We start from the raw sequence: 22,252 nt of genomic DNA, 5'->3' as shown, positions 1-22,252 counted from the left end.
TAGAATCGAACACATGTTCGATCGCGCCGAGTCCGCGGGACCGCTCCTGCAGGAGCTGGCTCGGCTGCGTGAGGACGGGCACGAGCGGTCGGTCGCCGAGCTGACCGAGCTGGTGGAGCGGTGCCAGTCGGTGGCGAACTCGGCGACGGCGGTGCAGCTCCTCGCGATGGCCCACTTGGCCGCAGTGGAGGACGTCGAGCTCGAGGACGGCACCGTCGTCGAGCAGCACCGCGGGCTGGGCCACCAACGACTCGACGCTCCGGCGCTGGTCAGCGACCGCCTCGGCCTCAGCGATGCCGCGGCCAGCAGCCGGATGACGATCGCGGTGGACGTGGTCACGCGGGTGCCGGGAGTCCTCGACGCCATGGCCGCCGGGCGGCTGGACGGCTACCGGGCCGGGATCGTGTGCGAGGAGCTGCGCGATGCTCCCCCTGAGGTCTGCCGTGCCGTCGTGGCGAGGATCGAGGGCTCACTGGGGTTCGAGCCGGCTGGCCTGCTCCGCCGGCGGGTTCGACGCGCCCTCGGTGCGGTCGATGCAGACCTGGTGAGGGCCAAGGCGGCACGAGCTCGCGCGGCGCGGAGCCTGCGCAGGTGGCCCGGCGGCGAACCCGGGGTCGACACCTGGATGGGGAGCTTTCCGGTCGAGCAGGCCCGCAGCGGGTGAGCCGTCATCGACAGGCTGGCGCGAGAGTACGTGCGCGAGGGTCGTGCCGCCGGGGTCGACGAGGCCCGTGCCGACGCCCTGATGGACCTGATCCACTCGCGGGCCACCGGCAGCTTCGTCGTCCAGCTGGCGGTGCCGGCCGCCGAGCTCGACCGTTCAGGACGGTCCGCGTCAGTGACGCAGGGGCCGAGGAGGTTTGGCACATCGGTGCCCGGCGGCCGAGTCAACGGCGATCGCGAAGCTGACGATGTGGTCACCGTGACGGGCTTCGGGATGTCGGGTCCGACCCAGGTGCGGAGGGCCTGGGTGGAATCGCTCAGCCAGGTGACCGCGCGCGAGGTGACCGCGCGCCGGGTGCCCGCGCGCGAGGTGACCGGCGGCGAACCATCGCGACCCGGAGCACGTCGTGAGGTGGTGGCCTGCCACGCAGAGAGCGGGGCCCTGGTCGCCATCGAGGATCCTGTCGCGACCCGGCGGGGGCGCGCCACTGTCTCCCACGCCTATCGACCGCCACCCGCCCTGGTCGAGCTGTCAAAGCCAGGGACGGGCGGTGCAGGTTTCCTGGGTGCATCGTGAGCGCTCTCTTCTGCGACCTCGACCATGCCAGGCCGTGGCCGTCGGGAGCGACGGAGGCGCCCAACCTCATGTGCTTGTGTCGTCGCCACCACCGCATCAAGCAGACGGTCCGGTGGCGGGTCCGCATCGGTCCCGACGCCATCGTCACGTGGACCGATCCGACCGGGCGCACCCGCACGACCCACCCGATCGACTTCCTCCAGCTCGACGATGCCGTCGGGACCGAGCGAACGCTCGGCGCATCGGGCGAGATCAGGACGTCGGGCGAGATCAGGACGTCGGGCGAGATCAGGACAGGAGCCGAGATGAGGACGGGGGCCGAGGTCGGCGCCGCGGATGCCTCGGCCGACCGGACTGGCCTCCCCTGGTCGGCCCTGGAGGGGGAACTGGCACACACGCTCTCCCGCCGTGAGCACCAGCACGCGCGCGGTCGGACCGGTCCGCGGCAGCGCGGCGACTGCCATGACGGCCAGTGGCTGACCAAGCGCACCACCGACACACACCGGCCTTTCGGCACGCTTCGATGGTGCGGCGAGCTGCGGCCTGCTCGAGCAAAGCCCGCCAGATCCGACGGTGACGCCGGCGGACCGCCGCCCTTCTGAGCCGGATAGCGTGGCCGTCATGTCACCGGACACGGCCTCCCTGCGCTCCCGACTCTCCCGGCTCTGGCGGCGGGTCGGCGCTCCGGCACGCGGCCGTCAGGCCCCCATGCCGCCGTCGTCCTCCCAGGGACGTCAGCGCGCGGCCTATCCGGGCGACTTCACCGGCACGCCCGCCATCGACTACGCACCCCGGCCCGATGGCCTGCCCGACCCGGGCGAGATCGTCTGGACCTGGGTGCCGTACGAGGAGGACCACCGCCAGGGCAAGGACCGGCCGGTTCTCGTGATCGGCCGCGACGGCAGGTGGCTCCTGGCTCTGATGCTGACCAGCAAGGACCACGACCGTGACCACGAGCAGGAGGCTCGACACGGCCGGCACTGGCAGGACATCGGGTCAGGCGGCTGGGACCGTCAGGGCCGTCCCAGCGAGGTCCGGGTGGATCGGATCCTGCGCGTGGACCCCTCGGGGGTGCGTCGCGAGGGCGCCGTGCTCGACCGTGGCCGGTTCGACCAGGTGGCCGCGGCCGTCCGCGCCGGGAGCTGAGGCTCAGCAACCCCGGCACACGAACCACGTCGAGGGCGCGGGGGTGCGCCGGGACGACACGAAGGGCCGGTCACCCGCAGGTGACCGGCCCTTCGTGAGGTGTGCCGTGGAAGGCGACTCGCGTCAGAGCGAGGCGGCCTTCTTCGCCATGGCCGACTTCTTGTTGGCGGCCTGGTTGGCGTGGATGACACCCTTGCTCGCGGCCTTGTCGAGCTTCTTGCTCGCGGTCGCGAGGGCGTCGTTCGCCGCCGTGGCGTCGCCGGAGTCGACGGCTGCCTGGAACTTGCGGATCCAGGTCTTGAGCTCGCTCTTGACGGCCTTGTTGCGCTCGGTCGCCGTGCGGTTCGTCTTGATCCGCTTGAGCTGGGACTTGATGTTTGCCACAGGTGTGTCTTTCTTGGTTGGTCGGTGGTTGCCGTTAGAGGGCGGCAGAAGCCCCTCGGGACCAGGCGGTGGGGCGCCTGTGGTTGAGAGGCTCTGGATGGTGCAGCAGGCGCGCACGACCATGCGCGCACGCGATGGGCAAATCTACCAGCGAGGAGCCCACTCCCCCAAAACGTGGTGTGCCGCGTGCTCAGCGTCCGTTGCGGGCCCGGGTGATCGTCAGGACCGCGCGCTCGACGGCGTAGACCGGGTCGCGTCCACCGCCCTTGACCTCGAAGTCGGCGTTGGCCACCGCCTGGATCGCCTCGGCCAGCCCCTCGGGTCCCCAGCCGGACAACCCCCGTCGGGCCTTGTCGACCTGCCACGGCGCCATGCCCAGGTCACGGGCCACGTCGGCCGAGCGCCCTCGGCCCGCGGCGCCCACCTTGACGAGCTGGCGCAGCTGCTGGGCCAGCACGGCGACGATCGGCACCGGGTCGACACCCGTGGCGATGGCGTGACGCAGCAGCCGGAGCGCCTCACCGGCGTTGCCCGCGACAGCGGCGTCGGCCACCTTGAAGCCGGTCGCCTCGACCTTGCCCCCGTGGTACTTGGCGACGAGGTCCTCGTCGATGGTGCCGGTCGTGTCGGCGACCAGCTGCTGGCACGCGGACGCCAGCTCTCGCACATCCCGGCCGATCGCCTCGATGAGGGCGCGGACGGCGTCGGGCGTGGCCCGGCGCCCGGCACGACGGAACTCGTGCATGACGAAGTCGGTCTTGTCGCGGTCGGTCTTGATCGCCGGGGCCTCCAGGACCCGCGCCTGGGACTTCTTGAGGAGGTCCAGGACCTTCTTGCCGCGCTGGCCCGACTTGTGCGTGACCACCAGGGTGACGTCGGGGTCGGGCGCCGCGAGGAAGGCCAGCAGGTCCTCCTGCAGCTCGTCCGGGGCCTCGTCGAGGTCCTGCACGACGATGCACTTCTCGCCCCCGAAGAGCGACGGGCTGGCGTGCATGCCGAGAGCGCCGGCCTCGTACGTCTCGGCCGCGAGCCGGATGACCTCGAGGTCGGGCGCGGAGGCCCGCAGCTCGTCGAGCGTAGTGCTGAGCGCACGGTCGGCGATGACCGCCTCGGGTCCGCTGATGAGGACGAGAGGGGGCACGGTGCGCGTCGCGGTGGCGGTCACCGGCACAGCCTCCCACGCGCCGGGGACAGCCCTCAGCCGCCCGGGCAGTAGGCGTCGCCGGGTGCCAGCTCAGGGTGGATCGGACCCTCCCGGTCCGACACCGATCCCAGGTCGGTGCGTCCAGCCCGCGTGGCGATGACCTCGGCGAGGATCGCGACCGCGATCTCCCCCGGCGCGTTGGCGCCGATGTCGAGGCCGATCGGCGCGTGCACCGTGGCGAGCTGCTCGAGGGTGACCCCGTCCCCGAGGAGCCAGGACCTGCGTCGCTCCTGCGTGCGCCGCGACCCCATCCCCCCGATGTATGCCGTGCCGGCGTCCAGTCCCGCGCGGATCGCCGGGCCATCGACCCCCTCATGGTGGCTCGTGACGACGAGGGCGTCGACCCCGCCGGGAACGGTGGGATCGTCGGTCGCGGTCGTCACCGACCAGCCCAGCGGTGCCGCGAGCGCGACGAGTGCTTCGGCCACGGGCCCGTCTCCGACGACGTGCAGGGTGCAGGGATCCGCCATCCCGTCAGTATCGCTCCTGACGTCGCCAGCAGGGTCCGTCACTCGAACGCGAGGGTGGCTGCGGCGGACGCCTCGAGGCCGAGGCCCTTGAGGCGGGCGGCGACCACGTCGGCGGGCAGCTCGAGGCTCTCGGCCAGCTCGTCGAGTGACAGGCCGAGCTCCACACCGTCGCGGAGCTCCTCGTCGGACTCCGCGGTCCAGGCGTGCCCACCGGTCACCGCCGTGCGGGTCGACTCGGCGGGTGGAGGTGCATCGGCGACGGGTCGCGGGTGCTCCGCCACGTCCTCCCCCGTCGCGCCCATCGACGTGCCGGCCAGCGCCCCGGTGATGCCCCGCAGGGCGGGCTCGTGGACCTGCACCGGTGGCGCCGCGGTCTCGTCGAGCCGTCTCAGCGCCGCGAGCACCCGCTCACGGTCGGTCGTCGGCCAGAACGGGGGCAGCGAACGCTGGAGGAACCCGGCATACCGCGCGGTCATCATGCGGGAGTCGAGGAAGGCGACGACCCCGCGGTCGTCGGCGCGGCGGATGAGGCGCCCGGCGCCCTGGGAGAGCCGCAGCGCGGCGTGGGTGGCGGACACCGCCATGAACCCGTTGCCGCCCATCCGGGCGATGGCCTGTGACCGAGCCGACGACAGCGGGTCGTCCGGGCGCGGGAACGGGATGCGGTCGATGATCACGAGCTGACAGGCCGAGCCCGGCACGTCCACGCCCTGCCACAGCGTGAGGGTGCCGAACAGGCAGGTGCGCGGGTCCCTGGCGAACTGGCGCACCAGCGTGGTGATCTGGTCCTCGCCCTGGCAGAGGAAGGCGATGTCACCCTCCCTGTCGGAGAAGCGTTCGCGCATCGCCTCGGTGGCCTCCTTGGCCGCCCGCATCGAGGAGAACAACCCGAGCGTGCGACCACCTGCCGCGCGGACCAGCGCCTCGATCTCGTCGAGGGTCTGGTCGCTCAGGCCGTCACGGCCCGGCGCCGGAAGGTGTTGCGCCACATACGCAATCGCCTGCTGGGGATAGTCGAACGGGCTCCCGACGTCGAGGCCACGCCACTGCGGAGCGCCCTCGCCACGCAGTCCCATGGTGCCCGCGACCGCGTCGAACGTGCCGCCCAGCTCGAGCGTCGCCGAGGTCATGACGACCGTCCGGTCGCCGAACACCTTGTCGCGCAACAACATCGCCACGCTCATGGGTGCCACCCGGAGCACCGATCCGCGGCGCTGGTCGCGACTCACCCAGACGACGTCGAGGTCCCGCTGCTCGAGGACGCGCGAGGAGTTCTCGAACATCTCGTCGACGGCGGCCTGGGCCACCTTGCGCGCCCCGTCGGGCTCGACCCCCTTGTCCGGCTTGAGCTCGGACTGCAGCTGCCTCGTCGTGTCCCTCACCCGGGCGAGCGCCAACGACAACGAGTCCGGTATGCCGTTGAGCTTGCCTTCGGGGAGCTGGTCGAGGACTCCCTGGAGGAACACGGCGGCATCCTCGACGGCCTCGGTGGACTCGGCCAGGCGGCCCGCCCGCTTGGCCGCGGCGCTGACCATGCCCGGGGTGATCTCGTCGGTGATGGTGGACGTGACGCGGTCGACCAGCTCGTGCGCCTCGTCGACCACGAGCAGGTCGTGCTCGGGCAGCATCTGGCGTCCCTCGAACGAGTCGATCGCCATGAACGAGTGGTTGGTGACGATGACGTCGCAGTCCTTGGCGGCCTCGCGGGACCGCTCGACGAAGCAGTCGGCGAGCGCGGGGCACTTGCTCCCCAGGCACTCGTGGGCACTGACCGACACCTGTCGCCACGCACGCTCGCTGACCCCGGGCACCAGCTCGTCGCGGTCGCCGGACTCGGTCCTGTCGGCCCACTCGCGCAGCCGCACCACCTCCTGGCCCAGACGAGAGGCCGCACGGTCGACCTCGGCGACCTCGAACAGCCCGTCCTCGTCGTCGGGGAACCCGCCTTCGAGCTTGTGGGCGCACAGGTAGTTGCGGCGGCCCTTGACCAGGCCGTAGGTCGGTCGCTTGCCGAGCAGCGGGGCGATCGACTCGGCCAACCGGGGCATGTCGCGGTCCACGATCTGGGCCTGGAGCGCCAACGTCGCAGTCGCGATGACCGCCGGCTTGCCCGTCTTCTGGGCGTGCATGACGGCGGGGATCAGGTAGGCGAGCGACTTGCCGGTGCCGGTGCCCGCCTGGATCAGGAGGTGCTCGTCGTTGGCCACGGCGTCCTCGACCGCGTGCGCCATCTCGACCTGACCGGGACGCTCGACCCCACCGACTCCCTGGACGGCAGCGTGCAGGAGGTCGTCGAGGCTGGCCATTGGGTCAGCGTATGCCGTGGGCGAGCTGTGTCCGTGGCCCATCCCACCTCGAGCCGCGCCGCGCCGCGCCGCAGCGCCGTGGCCCCGGCGCCCTTCGGCGCCGGGGCCACGGTGTGGGTTCCGGGTCAGGTCACCTCTCCCACCCAGGCGGGTGCCGGAACCCCGTTGCCCGTCAGGTTGTCGCACCCGACGAACTGGGTGTCCACGCGCTGGATCGCGCAGAAGTAGGTGGCTGGCGGCGCCAGGGGCGCGGGGCCGGGGTCCTGATGGGCCGCGGCGGGGAGGGCGACGAGGGCGACGAGGAGGGCTGCGGCGGTGATCGTGGGGAATGTGCGCCTGATGGTCTTCCTGGTCTGCTGGGTGGTGTTCACGGTGTGCTCCTGGTGGTGAGAGGTGAGTGGTGCCGACCCCTCCACGGTCCGGCGTGCGCACCCTGAGCCACATCGGGCGCACCCCCTCAGATGCACCGGAGAAACCCCTCAGATAACGGTTCCGGCTCGCCGGTCCACCGGAACACACTGGGGGCGTGGCACCCGCGGACACGCCCTCGGGCGACGTCTTCGTCGGCCGCTCCGGCGAGCTCGACGAGCTCGACGCGGCCCTGGCCTCGGCACGCGCCGGCCACGGGCGCACGGTGCTGGTCCTGGGGGATGCGGGGGTGGGCAAGACCAGGCTCGGCCAGCGCGCCTGCGTCCTTGCCCGGGACTTCCTCGTCCTGAGCGGCGCCTCGCTGCCGCTGTCCTCGCTGAGCATTCCCTTGTTGCCGCTGCGCACCGCGGTGGGAGTGCTGCCGCCGGAACAGCGACCGGTTCTGCTGCGCGCTGCGGGGGCGGAGGCAGCCGAGGCGTTCGACTCGTGGCTCGGGGAACGATGCGCGGACGGGCCGGTCGCCCTCGTCGTGGACGACCTGCAATGGTCGGATCCGGCCACCCTCGACGTGCTGATGTGGGTGACGGCGGGGCTGACGACCCGCCGCCTGGCGCTGATCGTGACAGTGCGACGCGGCGAGGCCGGCCCGGGCCATCCGCTGCACCGCTGGCTGGCCGACGTGCGACGCCTGCCGGGCTTCGTCGAGCTCCCCCTGGGACCGCTCGACCTCGAGGACACCCGCGCGCAGCTCACCGCGGTGCTGGGCGAGGTGCCCCACGACACCCTCGTTCGAGAGGTGTACGGCCGCACCGGCGGCAACTCCTACCTCAACCGCCTGCTCGTCCAGGGACTGTCCCCCACGCAGACCACCCTGGGGGCCGGTCTGCCGGAGGACCTGTCCTCCGCCGTGCTCCGCGCCTGGCACCATCTGGCCGCCCCGGCGCGCGAGCTCTCACGGGTCCTGGCGGGCGCTGGTCGGGCGCCGCCGAGCGGAGCTCGCCGACCTCGGGATGCCCCACTCCCTGCTGGCGTGGCTTGCCTGCAACGAGGCGTTCGGTCACGTGCACGTCCAGACCCGGTTGACCGCAGCGTGGCTGGCGGCCATCCAGGGCAGGACGCACGAGGCGGAGGGCCACGTGGCCCGCGCCGACGAGCTGTTGCTCGAGACGTCGAACTTCCTCGCCTTCGACTTCGACGCCGTCCGGGCCATGGTGCTGCTCTCGGGCGGGCACCCGCGCGAGGCACTCGATGCGGCCATGACGGGGACGGCGACGCCGGGGACGCCCCCCACCCTGTGCGAGTGGCTGCTACCCCTCGCGGCCCGTGCCCTCGCCGACCTGGCCCAGCAGGTCCGTGACACGGGCGGCGACCCTACGGAGCACCTCGACGAGCTCGACGCACTCACGGCCCGGTTCCCGGACGTCATCCGCGACGTGGGTGGGACGACCGACCTGTATGACCACCAGCTGGCCGGGCTCGGCGCGATGTACCACGGGGAGGTCGCCCGGGCTCGCCACGCTGCCGACGCGCACGTGCTCTGGGCCCGGGCGTCGACCGAGCTGCACGAGATCCTGCCCTGGGAGGCGTGCTACTCGTTGTGGCGGCAGGCCGAGGTCCAGCTGTCCGGTGGCCACCCGAGTCGCGAACAGGGCGTGGCGGCCCTGCGGCGCGGGTGCCATGGCGCGGTCACTGGCCGCGCAGCCCCTCGTGGACGAGCTCGAGGCGCTGGCCCGGGGGGCCCACGTCCGGCTCGAGGACCCGGACAGCAGTGGGCCACCCCCTGCCATGGCGCACGGGGTCGGCCTCACGGCGCGCGAGACCGAGATCCTCGGGCACATCGTGGCCGGCCGTACCTACGGCGAGATAGCCAGGTCCCTCGTGGTCAGCGAGAAGACCGTCAGCTCCCACGTCAGCCACCTCCTCAGCAAGACGGGGTGCGCCAACCGCGTCGACCTCGCGCGGTGGGCCACTCGGGGGCAGCCCGCCGGGGACGGGTAGGTCGGGAGCGCCGCCCCCTGAGAGGATGTCGGGGATGACTGTCGACCAGGCGGGCCCCGAGGCCGCGAGCCCACTGCTCACCGACCTCCTCCCGGCCGGCGTCGCGGAGCCGGACGACGTGTATGCCGCGTTCGAGGGTTGGGCACGGGAGCGCGGGCTGACCCTGTACCCCCACCAGGACGAAGCCCTGCTCGCCGTCCTCGCCGGCGAGAACGTCGTCCTGTCCACGCCGACCGGTTCCGGCAAGTCGCTCGTCGCGACGGGTGCGCACCTGGCCGCCCTCGCCACCGACCGGGTCAGCTTCTACACGGCCCCGATCAAGGCGCTGGTGAGCGAGAAGTTCTTCGCGCTCTGCGAGATCTTCGGCGCGTCCGAGGTGGGCATGCTGACCGGCGATGCGTCGGTGAACCCCGACGCCCCCATCATCTGCTGCACTGCCGAGATCCTGGCCAACATCGCGCTGCGGGAAGGCGCCGACGCCGACGTGGGCCTGGTCGTGATGGACGAGTTCCACTTCTACGCCGAGCCCGACCGGGGCTGGGCGTGGCAGGTGCCGCTCCTCGAGCTGCCGCAGGCTCAGTTCGTCCTGATGTCGGCGACCCTGGGCGACCTCACCGACCTCGCCGAGGACCTGACCCGCCGGAACGGCCGGGCGACGACCATGGTCACCGGCACCGAGCGCCCGGTGCCGCTGAGCTTCACCTGGGCGCTGACACCGCTCGCCGAGACGATCGAGGAGCTCCTCACCACGCATCAGTCCCCGGTGTACGTCGTGCACTTCACCCAGGCGGCCGCCCTCGAGCAGGCCCAGTCGCTGCTGTCGCTCAAGGGCACGGTGAAGGCCGACAGGGCCGCGATCGCCGAGCGCATCGGCGGGTTCCGGTTCACCGCCGGCTTCGGGCGGACGCTGTCGACCCTGGTCCGCTCGGGCATCGGGGTGCACCACGCGGGCATGTTGCCGCGCTACCGGCGACTGGTCGAGCAGCTTGCCCAGGACGGGCTGCTCAAGGTCATCTGCGGCACCGACACCCTCGGCGTGGGCATCAACGTGCCGATCCGCACGGTCCTGTTCACCGGCCTGGTCAAGTTCGACGGGTCACGGCAGCGGATCCTCAAGGCTCGCGAGTTCCACCAGATCGCCGGGCGCGCGGGCCGAGCCGGGTTCGACACCAGCGGCGCGGTGGTCGTCCAGGCCCCCGAGCACGTCATCGACAACGCCCGCGCGATCGCCAAGGCGGGCGACGACCCCAAGAAGCTCAGGAAGGTCCAGCGGCGCAAGCCCGCCGACGGCGAGGTGTCGTGGACCGAGCAGACCTACGACAAGCTCATCGCCGCGGAGCCGGAGCCACTGGTTTCCCGGATGCGGGTCGACCACTCGATGATCCTCAACGTCGTGCAGCGGCCTGGCGACCCGGTGCGGGCCCTGAGCCACCTCCTGCGCGACAACCACGAGACACCCCGCCACCAGGCGCGCCTGTCACGACGGGCCATCACCCTCGGCAAGAGCATGCTGGACACCGGTGTGCTGCAACGGGTCTTGCCACCCGAGGCGGACGGCCGAGGGGTGCGCCTGAGCCCCGACGTCTCGGACGACTTCGCCCTCAACCAGCCGCTGGCACCCCTCGCCCTCGCGGCCTTCGACGTCCTCGACCCGGAGTCGCCGACCCACGCGCTCGACGTGGTCTCGGTGGTCGAGGCGATCCTCGACGACCCGCGGCAGGTCCTCATGGCCCAGCTGCACAAGGCCAAGGGTGAGGCCGTGGCGGAGATGAAAGCCGACGGGGTCGAGTACGAGGAGCGGATGGCCCTGCTCGAGGATGTGACGTGGCCGCGTCCGCTGGCCGACCTCCTCGAGGCGACCTTCGAGATCTTCCGGCAGAGCCACCCCTGGGTGTCGGAGTCGGCCCTCTCCCCCAAGTCGGTCGTCCGCGACATGTACGAGCGGGCCATGACCTTCACCGAGCTCGTCTCGACCTACCAGCTCGCACGGTCAGAGGGGCTGGTCCTGCGCTACCTCACCGACGCCTATCGCACCCTGCGCCAGACGGTCCCCGACGCCCACCACAGCGAGCAGTTCGATGACCTCGTCGAGTGGCTCGGTGAGACCATCCGCCAGACCGACTCCTCCCTGCTCGATGAGTGGGAGGCCCTGTCCGACCCCGACGCGAACGAGCGGCTCGAGGAGCTCGAGGGCCTGGCCGCACACGGCGGCACGAGGCCCAACCGTCCGATCACGGCCAACGAGCGCGCGTTCCGGGTCATGGTCCGCAACGCCATGTTCCGTCGCGTGGAGCTGGCGGCACTGGACCGGTTCGGCGACCTCGCCCAGCTCGACGCGGCGAACGCCGCCCTGCCCGAGCCCGCCCGCCACACCCTCATGGACTCGGATGCGTGGGACGAGGCACTCGGTGCCTACTACGCCGACCACGACAGCATCGCGACCGACTCCGATGCCCGGGGTCCCCAGCTGCTCGCGGTCAGCCCCACCAGCGGGCCTCCGCCCGGGGCAGACGAACCTGACCGCGACCACCGCCTCTGGGAGGTGCGGCAGACGCTGCACGACCCGCAGGGCGATCACGACTGGGTGATCGAGGCGGTCGTCGACCTGGACGCGTCGGACGATGCCGGCGAACCGGTCGTGCTCACCCGAGCGATGCGCCGGCTCTGACAGGATCGTCAGGGTTCGAACGTCATGGCTCGAGCGGCAGGGTCATGAAGACACTGAACTCGTCGTGCACGTAGGGACCGAAGGGGCCACACGGAGCGAAGCCGTAGGCGGCATACATCGTGCGCGCGGGCGCGAACTCGACGGTCGGCCCGGTCTCGAGGCTCAGTCGCGCATAGCCGCGGCCCCGGGCTGCGGCGACGACGTGGTCCAGCAAGGCAGCGCCCACCCCGCGCCGGCGGTGCGCCGCGGAGGTACGCATCGACTTGAGCTCACCATGCTCGGGGTCGAGCTCCCGCAGGGCGACGCAGCCGAGCACCTCCTCGCCGGCCCACAGGCTCCAGAACGTCAGGTCGGGCGCGCGCAGCCGGTCGAGGTCGAGGGCGTGCACGCTCTCCGGAGGGGAGAAACGGCGCATGTCCTCGAGGTGCTCCTCGAGCAGGGCAGCGACCTGCGGCGTCTCGAGGCCACCGAGGCGGATGTCCACGCGCGCGACGTGGTCAGGCGGCGAAGGCCGCGAGCTCGCTGGCCAGCTCAGGGTGCACCCGGGCCTTGAGCAGGGTCCCGGTGCCCGTGTGCTCGCTGGACAGCACCTCCGCCTCCTCGTGCAGGCGGCTGACGAGGTCACCCCGGTCGTAGGGCACCAGCACCTCGACGTCGATCGTGGGGCGGGGCAGCTCGTCGGCGATCAGGGCACGCAGCTCTGCCAGGCCGGCACCTGTGCGGGCCGACACGACGATCGAGTGCTTCTCGTGACGCCGGAGCCGGTCGAGCACCTCGGGATCGGCCGCGTCGGCCTTGTTGATGACGATGACCTCGCGGACGTTGGCGGCCTCGACGTCGGCCAGCACCGCGCGGACGGCGCTGATCTGCCCCTCCGGGTCCGGGTGCGAGCCGTCCACGACGTGCAGCAGCAGGTCGGCGTCGGCCACCTCTTCCAGCGTCGAGCGGAACGCCTCGACCAGCTGGGTCGGCAGCTGGCGGACGAAACCGACCGTGTCGGCCAAGGTGTAGAGCCTGCCGTCCTCGGTCTCGGCCCGGCGGACGGTGGGGTCCAGGGTGGCGAACAGCTGGTTCTCGACCAGGACTCCGGCCCCCGTGAGGCGGTTGAGCAGCGAGGACTTGCCCGCGTTGGTGTAGCCGGCGATCGCGACGCTCGGGACCTCGTGCGCCTTGCGGCTGACGCGGCGGGTGTCCCGGCTGGTCTTCATCTCCTTGATCTCGCGGCGGAGCTTGGCCATCCGGGTGTTGATCCGGCGCCGGTCGAGCTCGATCTTCGTCTCACCCGGACCACGCGAGCCCATGCCCTGACCACCGGCGGCCTGGCCACCGGCCTGCCGAGACATCGACTCACCCCACCCGCGCAGCCGCGGGAGCAGGTACTGCAGCTGGGCCAGCTCGACCTGGGCCTTGCCCTCCTTGGACTTGGCGTGCTGGGCGAAGATGTCGAGGATCAGCGCGGTCCGGTCGATGACCTTGACCTTCACGACGTCCTCGAGGGCACGCCGCTGGCTGGGGGTCAGCTCGGTGTCGCAGATCACCGTGTCGGCGCCCTCGGCGATGACGATGTCGCGCAGCTCGAGGGCCTTGCCCGAGCCCAGGTAGGTACCGGTGTCGGGCTTGGCCCGGCGCTGGACCAGCCCGGCGAGCACGGTGGAACCGGCGGTCTCGGCGAGCGCAGCCAGCTCCCGCATCGAGTTGTCGGCGTCGTCGGCCGTGCCCGCGGTCCACACGGCGGCGAGGACGACCCGCTCGAGCCGCAGCTGGCGGTACTCGACCTCGGTGATGTCCTCGAGCTCGGTGGACAGCCCAGCGACCCGGCGCAGGGCGGCGCGGTCCTCGCGGTCGTACTGGTCGCCGTCATAGCCGGACTCGTCGCTGACGAGGAATCCGTCCTCGGTGGCCAGCGCGGCGGCCTTCAGGTCAAAGATGTCTGTTCGCTTCAGTGTCATGTCCCCTCAAGAATCTCATCCTTTCAACCGCCGCAGCGACCGCTTTATGTCCTGCCGTCTACCGTTGGCCCCGATGAGCAGCCAGGACCACTACTTCACCGCCGAGCCCGCCAGCCCCGCGCAGCAGCGCACCATCACGGTGCGACTGGCCGGACGGACCGTCGACGTGCGCTCGGCGGCCGGGATCTTCAGCCCCGCGGGGGTGGACCAGGGGACCGCCGTCCTGCTGCGGCACGCCCCCGTCCCGCCCGCCGAGGGCACCCTGCTGGACCTCGGGTGCGGTTGGGGTCCGATCGCCCTCACCCTCGCGCTGCGCTCACCTGAGGCGACCGTGTATGCCGTGGACGTGAACGACCGTGCGCTCGACCTGCTGCGCACGACGGCGGCCTCGCTCGGGCTGAAGCGTCTGCACGCCAGCCGGCCCGACGGCATACCTGACGAGGTGCGGTTCGACGCGATCTGGTCGAACCCCCCGATCCGCGTGGGGAAGGCGGTGCTGCACGGCCTCCTGCTCACCTGGCTGCCCCGGCTCGCGGCCGGGGGCGTCGCCCACCTCGTCGTGCAGAAGAACCTCGGATCGGACTCGTTGCAGCGCTGGCTGACCGAGCAGCTGGACCCGGCGGAGTTCGCCGTCTCGCGGTTCACCTCGGACAAGGGTTTCCGGATCCTCGAGGTGCGGCGCACCGCCTGAGCGCCAACGCGGTCCAGCGACCGGTCGCGCTACCGCGGGTTGACCACCATCGCGGAGCCCCCGCCGCGACGCACGGTCTCGGCTGCCGCCTCGAAGTCGTCCGGGCCGATCACCCTGATCGCGGTGGCCGCGCCGATCTCCGGTGTCGAGGCCAGGACGTGGCCCTTGGCCGTCAGGGCGTTGGCGTCGGGCGAGGACATCAGCGCGGGCTCGGCCTGCTCGACGCCGTTGCGCGAGGACAACCGTGCGGCGGCGATGGCGTCCACGAGCGGCAGGCCACGGTCGACGTACTCGGTCAGCACCTGCGCCACCGTGGTGATGATCGTGGCGCCTCCCGGGCTGCCCGCGACCAGGCGCAGCCGGCCGTGGTCGAGGACCACCGTGGGGCTCATCGAGGAGCGCGGTCGCTTGCCCGGGCCCGGCAGGTTGGGGTCTGGGACATCGGGGGACAGCGGCACGAAGTCGAAGTCGGTCAGCTCGTTGTTGAGCAGGAAGCCCCAGCCGGGGACGGTGATGGCCGACCCGCCGGTCTGCTCGATGGTGAGGGTGTACGACACGGCGTTGCCCCACTTGTCCGTGACGACCAGGTGGCTGGTCGACTGCCCGTCGTTCGGCAACCGCGACGTCGTCGCCGTCGGGCCGCACGAGCTGTAGCTGCCGTCCGGGCTGCCGAACGGCACGGGCCGCTTGAGGGCCGTGCCAGGGCTGAAGAGGCAGGCGCGCTCGTCGGCAAAGCCCTGCGAGACGAGCTCGCTGCTGGGCACGTTCGGCACGTCACCGACATATCGGTTGCGGTCGGCGAAGGCGAGCGCGGACGCCTCACTGAAGCGGTGCAGGTAGTCGGCGTTGCTCAGGTCGCCCAGACGGATACCTGTGCGCTGGTCGATGGCCTCGAGCAGGTTGAGGATCTCGGCCACCGCGATGCCGCCCGAGCTGGGAACGGGCATTCCGTAGACGTCGAGACCGCGGTACCGGGAGTGGACCGGCGCCTTGGGCAGGGCCCGATACGCACGCAGGTCGGCTGTCGTGATCTGGCCGTGCGGCACGCTCACCCCGGGCGCGGTGTGGGGGTTCTGCGCTTCGTCCACGACCGCGCGGCCGAGCCGGCCGGCATACAGCGAGGCCACGCCGCGGGTGCGCAGCTCGCGGTAAGCCGCCGCCATGTCCGGGTTGCGGAAGACCGAGCCGACAGCGGGAGCGCTCCCCCCGGGGAGGAAGACCTTGGCGGTCGCGGGGAACTTCGCGAAGCGGGCGGCGTTCGCGGCGGTCTGGTCGTGAAAGGTCTGGTCGACCACGAAGCCGCGCCGGGCGATGTTCTCGGCCGGCCTGAGGAGGAGCCCCAATGGCTGCGTGCCGAACGAGCGGGTCGCGAGGTCCCAGGTGGCTGGCGAGCCGGGAACCCCGACCGACAGTCCTGAGTTCACCGCCTTGTCGAAGGCCATCGGCGTGCCGTTGGGCTCCAGGAAGGCCCTCTGGGTGAAGGTGCTCGGTGCCGTCTCACGACCGTCGATGGTCTTCACCTGATGGGTCTTGGCGTCGTAGAAGACGAAGAACCCGCCCCCGCCGATGCCGGTCGAGTACGGCTCCGTGACGCCCAGGGCGGCCGCGGTGGCCACCGCTGCGTCCGCGGCGTTGCCGCCGGCCTTGAGCACGTCGATGCCGACCTGGCTGGCGACGGCGTCGACGGACGACACGGCTCCGCCGCCCCCGCGCATCACGGGGACCTTGGGCAGGGAGTTCGAGACCGGCTTGGGGCCGGGAGCCGCCGCGCTCGCCGTCGCGGCGGCCGGGGCTGTCAGCGCGACAGCGAGGGTGCCGGCCAGGCCGACGGCGAGCACGAGGGGGACGCGAGGGCTGCGCATGGCCCGACGGTATGACCGTTTTAGGGCGATCGCACCTCGAGGTCGGTGGTGCCGTCCGCGACGAGGACGGCGGGGCCGGCGAGCTCGACCTCGTGACCTGGGAGGGCCCGGACCCGCAGTCGGCCCCCGGGGACGTCGACGGTCCAGGTGTCGGTCACGTCGCCGGCCCAGAAGCGGGTGGCCAGGGCCGCTGCTGCGGCGCCGGTGCCGCAGGACCGGGTCTCGCCCACGCCGCGCTCGTGCACCCGCATCCGGATGTGGCCGACGCCGATCGGGCGGACGAACTCGACGTTCGTGCCGTGCGGGGGAAGGGGGTTGACCACCGGAAGGCGGTGCAGGTCAAGGGAATCGAGGTCGATCTGCTCCGGCAGTGCCACGACGGCGTGGGGGTTGCCGAGGTCGAGGCTGAGGGCCGACAGCGGCTCGTGACCGTCGAGGTGGACCAGCGCGTCGAACCCTTCCTCGTCCGCGATCACCTGCTGCGCGAGCCGCCACGGCCCGAGGTTCACCGCGATGACGTCCGGCGACTCGAACCGGACGAGCTTGGTGCCGGCCCTGGTGGCGATGGCAAACTCGTCGGCGGTCTCCAGTCCCTCACGACGAAGGTAGGCCGCGAACACGCGGGTGCCGTTGCCGCACATCTCGGCGACGCTGCCGTCGGCGTTCCGGTAGTCCATGAACCACCGGGCCGCCTGGGCCTGCGCCAGGATGCCGCCTTCGGTGGCCAGCGCGGTCGGCACGACCCGGATCACGCCGTCTCCCCCGATGCCGGCCCGACGATCCGCGAGCCTGGCGGCCTGCTGCGCCGTCAGGTCGCGGACGCCCTCCAGGTCGGGCACGAGCACGAAGTCGTTCTCGGTCCCGTGGCCCTTGGTGAAGGCGGTCTGGTCAGCCATGCGCCCCATTGTCCCTGATCGCGGTGCGGACCGCCGCCACCGCCTGGTCGGCCACGTCGGGGGCGAGGGCGTCGAGCCAGACGATGCGCGGGTCGGGGTTGAACCACGACTCCTGGCGGCGCGCGAGGCGCCGGGTCAGCGCGGTGGTCTGCTCCTGCGCCTGCTCGGTCGTGAGGATCCCGTCGAGCTCGGCCAGGGCCTGCGCGTAGCCGACGGCCCGCGAGGCCGTCCGGCCCTCGCGCAGCCCGAGCGACTCGAGCCCGCGCACCTCCGCCAGCAGCCCGTGCTCCCACATCTGGCGGACCCGGGCGGCGATGCGCTCGTCCAAGCGAGCGCGCGGCATCCGTAGGCCGATGACCACAGTGGGTTGCACGAAGGTCCGGGTGGGCATCATGGCCGAGAACGGTCGGCCGGTGAGCTCGATGACCTCCAGGGCGCGCACGATGCGACGGACGTTGCCAGGCTCCATCGCCTGCGCCGCAATGGGATCCAACTCCGCCAGGCGCGCATGCATCGCCCGGACACCACCGGCCTCAGCCTCGGCCTCGAGCCTGGCGCGCACCGCGCCGTCGGTCGGGGGGATGTCCAGGACGTCGAGCGCGGCCCGCACGTAGAGTCCGGACCCACCCGCCAGCACCGGGTGGTGGCCACGGCGCTGGATCGCGTCGAAGTCGGCCCGCGCGGCCGACTGGTAGGCGGCGACACTGGCATCCTGCGTCACCTCGAGCACGTCGAGCTGGTGGTGAGGTATGCCGCGGCGCTCGGCGAGCGGGACCTTGGCCGTGCCGATGTCCATGCCGCGGTAGAGCTGGCTGGCATCGGCACTGACCACCTCACCCCCGAGGGCCTGCGCCAGGTCGAGCGCGAGGTCGGACTTGCCGGTCGCGGTGGGTCCGACCACGCCGACGACCATCGGCCTCATCGGGTCACAGGTCGTGCTCGTGGTCGTGCCAGTGCTCGCTCTCGGTGTCGTCGTCCTGGTCGTGCCCGAACGGGTCGGGATCGACACCGGGGTGCCACGCGAAGCCGGGTGTGCCCCAGCCGTGCTTCTTGACGGCCTTGCGGGCCTTGCGGCGCCACCGCTCGCCGAGGCGGTCGACGTACAGGAAGCCGTTGAGGTGGTCGTACTCGTGCTGCATGCACCGGGCGAACCACCCGGTGGCCTCGAACGAGAGCTCCGCGCCCTCCACGTCGTAGCCCGTCACCGTCGCAGCGTCCCCGCGCTTGAGCGGGAAGCTCTCCCCGGGCACCGACAGGCACCCCTCGGCCTCGTCGTGCGGGTCCGGCTCGTCGAGCGACGCCTTGGTCGAGGTGACGTAGGGGTTGACGACCACCCCACGGGCCGGGACCCCGTCCTCGTTGTCCATCTGCCAGGTGAAGACGCGCAGGCCCACCCCGATCTGGGGCGCGGCCAGACCGACTCCGTTGGCCGCGTCCATGGTGTCGAACATGTCCGCCACGAGGGCGCGCAGCTCCTCGTCGAACTTCTCCACGGGGTCGGCCCGGCGGTGCAGGACGGGCTCACCGATGATGACGATGGGGCGGACGGTCATGGCCGGAAGTCTTCCAGACTTCGGTGACCCCCCACGATCCCGGGTGTCGTCCGCCTCAGCCGCACGAGGGCGCGGACACCGTGGCCGGTCGGCCCACTCCCGGCATACCCAGGGACACCCCTGGCTTGCCCGGGACCGGCGCGTCCTGCAGCGCGGCCCACGCATCGCCACCGGAGGTGCGCCGGACGGACCAGGCACCACCTTCGAGGGCGGCATCGGCCACGAGGTGGTGCGGGGCGCCGTAGGTGACACCGACCGTGACGAGGTCGCCGGGGCGAGGGCGCTCTGCGCCCTCGGGGACGGCGAAGTGCACGAGCCTGTTGTCGCGCGCGCGACCCGAGAGGCGATGCGTCGTGGTGTCCTTGCGCCCTTCGCCCGTGGCGACCAGGACCTCGACCTCCCGACCCTCCACGGCGCGGTTCTCGGACCAGGAGATCTCCTCCTGCGCTGCAAGCAGGCGCTCGTAGCGCTCCTGCACGACGGCCTTCGGCACCTGGTCGGCCATCGTCGCGGCCGGAGTGCCCGCACGGACCGAGTACTGGAAGGTGAAGGCGCTGGCGAACCGTGACTCACGCACCACCCGCAGGGTCTCCTCGAAGTCTGCGTCGGTCTCGCCGGGGAAGCCCACGATGATGTCGGTCGTGATCGCGGCCTCGGGGATCTGCTCACGCACCCGGTCGATGATCCCGAGGAACCTGTCACTGCGGTAGGACCGGCGCATCGCCTTCAGGACGCGGTCCGAGCCGGACTGCAGCGGCATGTGCAGGCTCGGCATGACGTTCGGGGTCTGCGCCATGGCGGCGATGACGTCGTCGGTGAACGCGGCGGGGTGCGGGCTGGTGAAGCGCACGCGCTCCAGCCCCTCGATGTCACCGCAGGCGCGCAGCAGCTTGCCGAACGCGAACCGGTCGCCGAACTCGACGCCGTAGGTGTTGACGTTCTGCCCCAGCAGGGTGACCTCGACGACGCCCTGCTGGACCAGCGCCTCGACCTCGGCGAGCACGTCACCAGGACGACGGTCGGCCTCCTTGCCGCGCAGGCTGGGCACGATGCAGAACGTGCAGGTGTTGTTGCAGCCCACCGAGATCGACACCCAGCCGGCGTAGGCCGAGTCGCGGCGGGTGGGCAGCGTGCTGGGGAAGACCTCGAGGCTCTCGAGGATCTCGACCTCAGCCCGCTTGTTGTGGCGGGCCCGGTCGAGCAGGGCGGGCAGGCTGCCGATGTTGTTGGTGCCGAACACGACATCGACCCACGGGGCCCGCTGCACGATGGTGGAGCGGTCCTTCTGGGCCATGCAGCCGCCGACGGCGATCTGCATGTCGGGGTTCCGGGTCTTGGCGGGGCGCAGCTGGCCCAGGTTGCCGTACAGCTTGTTGTCGGCGTTCTCCCGGACGGCACAGGTGTTGAAGACGACGACGTCGGCAGCCTCCGGCCGCGCGGTCGCGGGCAGGCTGTTCACGTCGACGTAGCCGGCCGTCTCGAGCAGGCCGGCAAGCCGCTCCGAGTCGTGCACGTTCATCTGGCAGCCGTGCGTGCGGACGTCGTAGGTCCTGGGTGCAGTCGTGGTGGTACTCATCGCACGCCAAGGGTACGTGCTCGAGCAGTCCGGTATGCCGCGGCGGGCGGGTGATCAGTCGCGCTGGTGCTCGGGGGCGTCCGCGATCGCCTCACGGATGACGGCCATGGCGAGGTCTGCCGGATAGCCCTTGCGGGCCAACATCCCGGCCAGTCGTCGGGTCTGCACCACCGGCTCGAGCCCGTGCATGGACTTCAGCCGCTTGGCCACCAGCTGCGCGGCACGGTCGCGCTCGTCGTCGGGGTTGATCGACTCGAGGGTCGCCTTGGCCGTCTCGTCGTCGACGCCCTTGGTCCGCAGCTCGCGGGCCAGCGCGCGCCGAGCCAGGCCGCGACCTGCCTGTTGGGACCGGACGAGCATCCCCGCGTACGCCTGGTCGTCGACCAGGCCCACCGCTGCCATCCGGTCGAGGACCGCCTCGGCGACGTCGTCGGGGCAGTTGCGTTGGCGCAGCTTGTCCCGCAGCTGGTGGCGGCTCTTGGGCGACAGGGCGAGCTGTCGCAGCACGATCTGGCGCGCGACGTCGTACGCGTCGGGCTCGCCGTCACGGGCCTGGAGGTCTGCCTCGGGGTCACCGGGGATGGGTTGCCAGGCCCGTGGGCGAGCCGCCCTCGGCTGAGGTTCGTCGGCGGGAGCGGACGTCGCGGCCAGGGCAGCCTCGAAGGCTGCCCTGGCCGCGTCGTGTCGATCAGTCATGCGGGATCAGTGGTGCAGTGGCGGTCGCCCGAGCCGTGGCTCAGAACTCGACCGGTACCTCGGGAACCGCGTCGGCCGGCTTGTCGACCTGCGGGCCGATCCCGAGCTTTTCCTTGATCTTCTTCTCGATCTCGTTGCCGAGGTCGGGGTTGTCCTTGAGGAACTGGCGCGCGTTCTCCTTGCCCTGGCCGAGCTGGTCGCCTTCGTAGGTGTACCAAGCGCCGGCCTTGCGGACGAAGCCCTGCTCGACGCCCATGTCGATGAGCCCACCCTCACGGGAGATGCCCTGGCCGTAGAGGATGTCGAACTCGGCCTGCTTGAACGGCGGTGCCACCTTGTTCTTGACGACCTTGACCCGGGTGCGGTTGCCGACCGGTTCGCTGCCGTCCTTGAGGGTCTCGATGCGACGCACGTCCAGGCGGACCGAGGCGTAGAACTTCAGCGCCTTGCCACCCGTCGTCGTCTCGGGCGAGCCGAACATGACGCCGATCTTCTCGCGCAGCTGGTTGATGAAGATGGCCGTCGTGCCGGTGTTGTTGAGGGCGCCGGTGAGCTTGCGCAGGGCCTGGGACATCAGTCGGGCCTGCAGGCCGACGTGGCTGTCACCCATCTCGCCCTCGATCTCGGCCCGTGGCACGAGCGCGGCGACGGAGTCGATGACGATGATGTCGATGGCGCCCGAGCGGATCAGCATGTCGGCGATCTCGAGCGCCTGCTCCCCCGTGTCGGGCTGGCTGACCAGGAGCGCGTCGGTGTCGACGCCGAGCTTCTTGGCGTAGTCAGGGTCGAGGGCGTGCTCGGCGTCGATGAACGCCGCGATGCCACCAGCCCGCTGCGCACTGGCCACTGCGTGCAGCGCGACCGTCGTCTTGCCCGAGGACTCCGGGCCGTAGATCTCCACGACTCGGCCGCGCGGGAGGCCGCCGATGCCGAGCGCGACATCGAGCGAGATCGACCCGGTGGGGATGACGTCGATGGGGGGACGGACGTCGTCGCCGAGGCGCATGACCGCGCCCTTGCCGAACGACTTCTCGATCTGCCCCATGACGCTGTCGAGGGACTTTGCCTTCTGGTCCACAGTTGATGCGTTCGCTCCAGCCATTTTGGCCACCGTTCCTTCTTTCGCTTCGAGTCGGGCGCGCCTGCCTTCGACCCTCGGGCAGCGGATCTGCTTGTCGGGTCAGACGCTAGGTGTCGGCACCGACAGCCGTCCGGGACGCTGATGCGGCCTGTGGACGGGAGGT

22 protein-coding genes are annotated in these 22,252 nt (G+C 71.5%); 8 read left to right on the top strand and 14 right to left on the bottom strand.

The window, feature by feature from the left end:
* The first annotated feature begins 13 nt into the window (after nucleotides 1-13).
* Genes BJ986_RS12995 through BJ986_RS12980 form a run of 4 tightly spaced genes read left to right on the top strand, consistent with a single transcriptional unit; the run spans nucleotide 14 to nucleotide 2,386 of the window.
* Nucleotides 14-664 (top strand): DUF222 domain-containing protein, encoded by a 651-nt coding sequence (locus BJ986_RS12995; protein WP_179422361.1) that lies wholly within the window; start codon nucleotides 14-16, stop codon nucleotides 662-664.
* Nucleotides 665-694: 30 nt separating this feature from the next.
* Entirely contained in the window at nucleotides 695-1,240 is a 546-nt protein-coding gene (locus BJ986_RS12990) for a hypothetical protein (protein WP_179422360.1), read from the top strand.
* Entirely contained in the window at nucleotides 1,237-1,842 is a 606-nt protein-coding gene (locus BJ986_RS12985) for an HNH endonuclease signature motif containing protein (RefSeq protein ID WP_179422359.1), read from the top strand. The genes BJ986_RS12990 and BJ986_RS12985 overlap by 4 nt, the downstream gene beginning before the upstream one ends.
* Before the next feature lie 19 nt (nucleotides 1,843-1,861).
* A complete protein-coding gene (locus BJ986_RS12980) occupies nucleotides 1,862-2,386 on the top strand; it encodes a type II toxin-antitoxin system PemK/MazF family toxin (protein ID WP_179422358.1) in 525 nt (174 codons plus the stop codon).
* A 123-nt stretch (nucleotides 2,387-2,509) separates the two neighbouring features.
* Here the strand turns inward: BJ986_RS12980 and rpsT are convergent, their stop codons facing one another.
* The 5 genes from rpsT to BJ986_RS12955 form a co-directional block, all read right to left on the bottom strand.
* A complete protein-coding gene (gene rpsT, locus BJ986_RS12975; protein WP_179422357.1) occupies nucleotides 2,510-2,770 on the bottom strand; it encodes a 30S ribosomal protein S20 in 261 nt (86 codons plus the stop codon).
* A gap of 190 nt (nucleotides 2,771-2,960) precedes the next feature.
* On the bottom strand, nucleotides 2,961-3,935 hold the full coding sequence (gene holA / locus BJ986_RS12970) for a DNA polymerase III subunit delta (RefSeq protein ID WP_179422356.1): 975 nt from the start codon (nucleotides 3,933-3,935) through the stop codon (nucleotides 2,961-2,963).
* Between the two features lie 32 nt (nucleotides 3,936-3,967).
* Nucleotides 3,968-4,444: an XdhC family protein gene (locus BJ986_RS12965; RefSeq protein WP_179422355.1), complete on the bottom strand. Its 477-nt coding sequence runs from the start codon at nucleotides 4,442-4,444 to the stop codon at nucleotides 3,968-3,970.
* 38 nt (nucleotides 4,445-4,482) lie between these two features.
* Nucleotides 4,483-6,750 carry an ATP-dependent DNA helicase gene (locus BJ986_RS12960; protein ID WP_179422354.1) on the bottom strand — a complete coding sequence of 756 codons (2,268 nt, stop codon included), beginning with the start codon at nucleotides 6,748-6,750 and terminating at the stop codon, nucleotides 4,483-4,485.
* Between the two features lie 125 nt (nucleotides 6,751-6,875).
* Nucleotides 6,876-7,121: a hypothetical protein gene (locus BJ986_RS12955; RefSeq protein ID WP_179422353.1), complete on the bottom strand. Its 246-nt coding sequence runs from the start codon at nucleotides 7,119-7,121 to the stop codon at nucleotides 6,876-6,878.
* 155 nt (nucleotides 7,122-7,276) lie between these two features.
* Between BJ986_RS12955 and BJ986_RS12950 the strand changes: the two genes are divergently transcribed.
* From BJ986_RS12950 to BJ986_RS12940, 3 genes are all read left to right on the top strand, one after another.
* Complete coding sequence (locus BJ986_RS12950) at nucleotides 7,277-8,476, top strand: AAA family ATPase (protein ID WP_179422352.1); 1,200 nt, start codon at nucleotides 7,277-7,279, stop codon at nucleotides 8,474-8,476.
* 320 nt (nucleotides 8,477-8,796) lie between these two features.
* Entirely contained in the window at nucleotides 8,797-9,117 is a 321-nt protein-coding gene (locus tag BJ986_RS12945) for a response regulator transcription factor (protein WP_179422351.1), read from the top strand.
* A 34-nt stretch (nucleotides 9,118-9,151) separates the two neighbouring features.
* Nucleotides 9,152-11,785 (top strand): DEAD/DEAH box helicase, encoded by a 2,634-nt coding sequence (locus BJ986_RS12940; protein ID WP_179422350.1) that lies wholly within the window; start codon nucleotides 9,152-9,154, stop codon nucleotides 11,783-11,785.
* 22 nt (nucleotides 11,786-11,807) lie between these two features.
* Here the strand turns inward: BJ986_RS12940 and BJ986_RS12935 are convergent, their stop codons facing one another.
* Nucleotides 11,808-12,269: a GNAT family N-acetyltransferase gene (locus BJ986_RS12935; RefSeq protein ID WP_337795264.1), complete on the bottom strand. Its 462-nt coding sequence runs from the start codon at nucleotides 12,267-12,269 to the stop codon at nucleotides 11,808-11,810.
* A gap of 13 nt (nucleotides 12,270-12,282) precedes the next feature.
* Complete coding sequence (gene hflX / locus BJ986_RS12930; protein ID WP_179422349.1) at nucleotides 12,283-13,734, bottom strand: GTPase HflX; 1,452 nt, start codon at nucleotides 13,732-13,734, stop codon at nucleotides 12,283-12,285.
* A 73-nt stretch (nucleotides 13,735-13,807) separates the two neighbouring features.
* Between hflX and BJ986_RS12925 the strand changes: the two genes are divergently transcribed.
* On the top strand, nucleotides 13,808-14,425 hold the full coding sequence (locus tag BJ986_RS12925) for a class I SAM-dependent methyltransferase (RefSeq protein WP_179422348.1): 618 nt from the start codon (nucleotides 13,808-13,810) through the stop codon (nucleotides 14,423-14,425).
* A gap of 29 nt (nucleotides 14,426-14,454) precedes the next feature.
* Here the strand turns inward: BJ986_RS12925 and ggt are convergent, their stop codons facing one another.
* From ggt to recA, 7 genes are read right to left on the bottom strand one after another with little or no spacing between them, the layout of a single operon-like run.
* A complete protein-coding gene (ggt, locus tag BJ986_RS12920; protein WP_179422347.1) occupies nucleotides 14,455-16,287 on the bottom strand; it encodes a gamma-glutamyltransferase in 1,833 nt (610 codons plus the stop codon).
* 20 nt (nucleotides 16,288-16,307) lie between these two features.
* Nucleotides 16,308-17,183 (bottom strand): diaminopimelate epimerase, encoded by an 876-nt coding sequence (gene dapF / locus BJ986_RS12915; protein ID WP_179422346.1) that lies wholly within the window; start codon nucleotides 17,181-17,183, stop codon nucleotides 16,308-16,310.
* On the bottom strand, nucleotides 17,176-18,105 hold the full coding sequence (miaA, locus tag BJ986_RS12910) for a tRNA (adenosine(37)-N6)-dimethylallyltransferase MiaA (RefSeq protein ID WP_179422345.1): 930 nt from the start codon (nucleotides 18,103-18,105) through the stop codon (nucleotides 17,176-17,178). The genes dapF and miaA overlap by 8 nt, the downstream gene beginning before the upstream one ends.
* A gap of 4 nt (nucleotides 18,106-18,109) precedes the next feature.
* Nucleotides 18,110-18,736 (bottom strand): peptide deformylase, encoded by a 627-nt coding sequence (gene def / locus BJ986_RS12905; protein ID WP_179422344.1) that lies wholly within the window; start codon nucleotides 18,734-18,736, stop codon nucleotides 18,110-18,112.
* A 55-nt stretch (nucleotides 18,737-18,791) separates the two neighbouring features.
* The gene (miaB, locus tag BJ986_RS12900) at nucleotides 18,792-20,312 is read right to left on the bottom strand and encodes a tRNA (N6-isopentenyl adenosine(37)-C2)-methylthiotransferase MiaB (RefSeq protein WP_179422343.1); all 1,521 of its coding nucleotides are present in this window, start codon (nucleotides 20,310-20,312) and stop codon (nucleotides 18,792-18,794) included.
* Nucleotides 20,313-20,366: 54 nt separating this feature from the next.
* On the bottom strand, nucleotides 20,367-21,008 hold the full coding sequence (locus tag BJ986_RS12895) for a regulatory protein RecX (RefSeq protein WP_179422342.1): 642 nt from the start codon (nucleotides 21,006-21,008) through the stop codon (nucleotides 20,367-20,369).
* Nucleotides 21,009-21,048: 40 nt separating this feature from the next.
* Complete coding sequence (recA, locus tag BJ986_RS12890; protein WP_179422341.1) at nucleotides 21,049-22,110, bottom strand: recombinase RecA; 1,062 nt, start codon at nucleotides 22,108-22,110, stop codon at nucleotides 21,049-21,051.
* Nucleotides 22,111-22,252: the final 142 nt, after the last annotated feature.

Origin of the sequence: Pedococcus badiiscoriae, from assembly GCF_013408925.1 — a bacterium.
GTDB classification, from domain to species: domain Bacteria; phylum Actinomycetota; class Actinomycetes; order Actinomycetales; family Dermatophilaceae; genus Pedococcus; species Pedococcus badiiscoriae.
Note: the sequence above shows the minus strand (reverse complement) of the source record. Positions and strands in the feature narration are given on the sequence as shown.

Bases quoted from the DNA above. Each gene is read 5' to 3' on its own strand.
- BJ986_RS12995 (WP_179422361.1), top strand. From the start codon at position 14: ATGTTCGATCGCGCCGAGTCCGCGGGACCGCTCCTGCAGGAGCTGGCT.
- BJ986_RS12980 (WP_179422358.1), top strand. From the start codon at position 1,862: ATGTCACCGGACACGGCCTCCCTGCGCTCCCGACTCTCCCGGCTCTGG.
- BJ986_RS12965 (WP_179422355.1), bottom strand. From the start codon at position 4,444: ATGGCGGATCCCTGCACCCTGCACGTCGTCGGAGACGGGCCCGTGGCC.
- BJ986_RS12960 (WP_179422354.1), bottom strand. From the start codon at position 6,750: ATGGCCAGCCTCGACGACCTCCTGCACGCTGCCGTCCAGGGAGTCGGT.
- BJ986_RS12945 (WP_179422351.1), top strand. From the start codon at position 8,797: ATGGCGCGGTCACTGGCCGCGCAGCCCCTCGTGGACGAGCTCGAGGCG.
- BJ986_RS12940 (WP_179422350.1), top strand. From the start codon at position 9,152: ATGACTGTCGACCAGGCGGGCCCCGAGGCCGCGAGCCCACTGCTCACC.
- hflX (WP_179422349.1), bottom strand. From the start codon at position 13,734: ATGACACTGAAGCGAACAGACATCTTTGACCTGAAGGCCGCCGCGCTG.
- BJ986_RS12925 (WP_179422348.1), top strand. From the start codon at position 13,808: ATGAGCAGCCAGGACCACTACTTCACCGCCGAGCCCGCCAGCCCCGCG.
- ggt (WP_179422347.1), bottom strand. From the start codon at position 16,287: ATGCGCAGCCCTCGCGTCCCCCTCGTGCTCGCCGTCGGCCTGGCCGGC.
- dapF (WP_179422346.1), bottom strand. From the start codon at position 17,183: ATGGCTGACCAGACCGCCTTCACCAAGGGCCACGGGACCGAGAACGAC.
- miaA (WP_179422345.1), bottom strand. From the start codon at position 18,105: ATGAGGCCGATGGTCGTCGGCGTGGTCGGACCCACCGCGACCGGCAAG.
- def (WP_179422344.1), bottom strand. From the start codon at position 18,736: ATGACCGTCCGCCCCATCGTCATCATCGGTGAGCCCGTCCTGCACCGC.
- miaB (WP_179422343.1), bottom strand. From the start codon at position 20,312: ATGAGTACCACCACGACTGCACCCAGGACCTACGACGTCCGCACGCAC.
- BJ986_RS12895 (WP_179422342.1), bottom strand. From the start codon at position 21,008: ATGACTGATCGACACGACGCGGCCAGGGCAGCCTTCGAGGCTGCCCTG.
- recA (WP_179422341.1), bottom strand. From the start codon at position 22,110: ATGGCTGGAGCGAACGCATCAACTGTGGACCAGAAGGCAAAGTCCCTC.